This is a genomic window from Candidatus Jordarchaeum sp. (assembly GCF_052745115.1).
In genome coordinates, this window is record NZ_JBRAKS010000440.1 from 1 (window position 1) to 2,844 (window position 2,844).

The following is a 2,844-nucleotide window of genomic DNA, read 5'->3' on the forward strand; positions in this document are numbered from 1 at the left end:
ATATATTTGATAATTTATGCTTTTTTAATACGAACATGTGAAAAATCATGGGTTAAAATCTATTTTTTTTTATTTTTTATGGCTTAGAACGATTTAAATATAGGTAAGTGGCGTTATAAAGCGGATAAAAAAATAAGTAGGAGTAACACACAAAAAAAGGTGGAAACGGTGTCATTCTGTCCAAAAGATGGAACACTCTTAATGCCTAAAAAAGAAAACGGAAAAAGCCAACTAATTTGTAGGAAATGTGGCTACAAAACGGAAACAACCGATAATAAAAAGTATCGCATAGTAGTGAAAATTCCACACACGCCAAAAGACAAAACGATAGTAGTCGAAGAAGATCTTGAGAAGAAATATGAAATAGACGAGGATGAACGAGAAGAACTAAGAAGACAAGCGCTCGAATTCTACGCAGAAGAAGGAGAAACTTAGCAAAGCAAAATAGATTTCAGAACTACCAGTACATAATCAGTACATTCCCCATTCACCATTTAGTCAATACAAAAACTCCTGCTCTAGTGTGTCCCATTTACTTGAGTCTAGGGAAAGCGGCTCAAAAATCTGCATTGAAAAGCTTAGAGTCTGATAAAAAATCAGAGTACATCTTCGTTTAGAACTTTATATTAAATAAAAAATAATCAGTCTTTAGCTCTAGGAAGCCACATTTATACTATACTATTTAAGTTGGCTTATCTATTTTTTAAGTGGAAAGAAGACTTTTTTATAGAGCAAATGAGGTTTCTACTGAAAATTCCAATTAATAAATATCATTTTTAAATCATCACTAGCTTCCTGATTAGGGGTTATCTGAATTATGATGAATTATGAAAGTCTGAAACAGTACCAATAAAACTATATTATTAGTGATTTTGATTTAATAGGTAAGCTTTTTAACATCCATAAAATACTGAATCCTAAAAATATTATACTCGTAGGACGGATTAAGATTGACCGGAAAAAAAGGTGAGCCCGAAACCGTTGGTAAGCCAGATTCTAAAGATAGTGAGTCTGAGAAAAAAGAAGAAGAGATCGAGTATGAGGAGGATTTTTCACCTAAAAGGGGATTAACATTTGTTTTTGTGTCCGCTGGTTTTAGCCTTTTTTTATTGGCTTTGTTTGCCGGTTTACGGCCATACCTCATTTCAAAAATTACGGGAGCTGATTATTCCCAAATTACACTTTATGGATATTATCATAATCTTGATATCACATATGCAATAGCATCCACATTCGTCACCGGTTCAATAGCAGCATTATTATACTTTTCATGGAGCGGCGAGAAAAAACTGTTTCCAGACAGTTTACTAATCGGGTTTAGTGTTTCAGTTTTCAGCATATTCCTTCAAAATGAGGCTATTAGAATAGGGTTTAATTTTGACTGGATAGGTATCTTAATTTTTCTGATTCTAGGCACATTATCCGGCTCTCTAGGATTAATTCTATCTAATAGACTTGCAGCAAAAACCAGTTTATAAGAAAAAGTTAATCAAGTCTCATCCTAACGTTTTAAAAAAATAAATAATATGACCATAAGAATAATTCGTTTCATTTAATGAGTATGGTATATACTAAAATTGAACACCTACTTTTTAGGATACAGAATTACTTTATTAGTTTTCCTCGCTATGAAAAGCTCAAATGCCTTGTTTACCTGGTCTAAACTAAATTCGTGGCTAATTAAAGCTTCTAATTTGATTCTCCCAGACTCAACAAGATTTACGAATTGTTCTGCCTCGGTCGGAACATGAGCAAATGTACCAATAATTGTCATTTCTCTGTACATTACGGCAAGAGACCAGAGATCATAGTTTTTAGAGTGTGTCCCCACTAGTAACAGCTTACCTCCCTTGCGCAACGCGTCAAAGGCTTGTCCCAGAGCCAAATTAACCCCAGTAACCTCAATGGTGATATCTGCACCCATACCATCGGTCAACTTTTTTATTTCCTCAACAGCATCCTTTTCCTTTCCATTTATCGTAAAATCGGCTACACCCAATTTACTAATCTCTTCCAGCCTCGAAGGAACCACATCAACTACTATTAATTTTGAGGCTCCTACAATCTTAGCCATTTGTGCAATAGTCATGCCTACTGGTCCCAAACCCCAAAGCGCCACCACATCACCTGGCTGCACTTGCACCCGTATAATCGCGTGGTAAGCGGTTCCAAGAGTATCGCCAATCAGGGAACCCACCTTGAAGCTTATCCCGTCTGGAAGAAAGTAAAGCGATTCTTGAGGTGCTGCTATGTACTCCGCGTTGCTCCCCGGGGCGTTTAAACCGAAAACTCCTCTTCTGTCGCATAGATTAGGTCTCCCTCGCAGGCAGAACGTACAAACCCCACAAGAAAAATTTGGAGAACTGAAAACACGGTCACCCACTTTAAATTTATTCGCAGAATCACCAACCTCAACAACCGTTCCCGCCCACTCGTGACCCACGATTAATGGCGGTTGCTTATACGCCTTGCTGAGCAGGGTTCCGTCCAAAATGTGTAAATCCGTTCCACACAATGCTGAGGCCTCAACCTCAACTAACACCTCATTAGCTTTTGGCTTGGGCCTTTCTACATCTTCAACCGTGAACATAGGTTTAGCGCTAGGCCCTTGAAACAATGCCGCTTTCATAATAAACTATTCTCCTTTCCAAAATTTCCTAATTTTTATGATTCAAATAGAATATCTTTATTGAACCCTTATGAAAGAAACATTTTTACATTTATAAATCTTGATACGCGTATATATTTTATTTAAAAAGAATTTCCATCCCTACACTCAGTATGATTTATTAATAAAAAACTTTCAATCTCCGTAGCTGGAGAACGGTTTTTGCAAGGGTTGTA

The 2,844-nt window shown here is 36.7% G+C and carries 3 protein-coding genes; 2 read left to right on the forward strand and 1 reads right to left on the reverse strand.

Going from position 1 to position 2,844, the window contains the following annotated elements; genetic code table 11:
- Window positions 1-168: 168 nt before the first annotated feature.
- Window positions 169-435, forward strand: a complete 267-nt coding sequence (locus tag ACUVXA_RS19230; RefSeq protein WP_445872907.1) for a DNA-directed RNA polymerase — start codon at window positions 169-171, stop codon at window positions 433-435.
- 515 nt (window positions 436-950) lie between these two features.
- Entirely contained in the window at window positions 951-1,478 is a 528-nt protein-coding gene (locus ACUVXA_RS19235) for a hypothetical protein (RefSeq protein ID WP_445872908.1), read from the forward strand.
- Window positions 1,479-1,585: 107 nt separating this feature from the next.
- Here ACUVXA_RS19235 and ACUVXA_RS19240 read toward each other — a convergent pair whose 3' ends face one another.
- A complete protein-coding gene (locus ACUVXA_RS19240) occupies window positions 1,586-2,629 on the reverse strand; it encodes a zinc-dependent alcohol dehydrogenase (RefSeq protein ID WP_445872909.1) in 1,044 nt (347 codons plus the stop codon).
- Between the last annotated feature and the right edge of the window lie 215 nt (window positions 2,630-2,844).

Coding starts and splice junctions, on each gene's coding strand:
- ACUVXA_RS19240 (WP_445872909.1), bottom strand. CDS start 2,629: ATGAAAGCGGCATTGTTTCAAGGGCCTAGCGCTAAACCTATGTTCACG.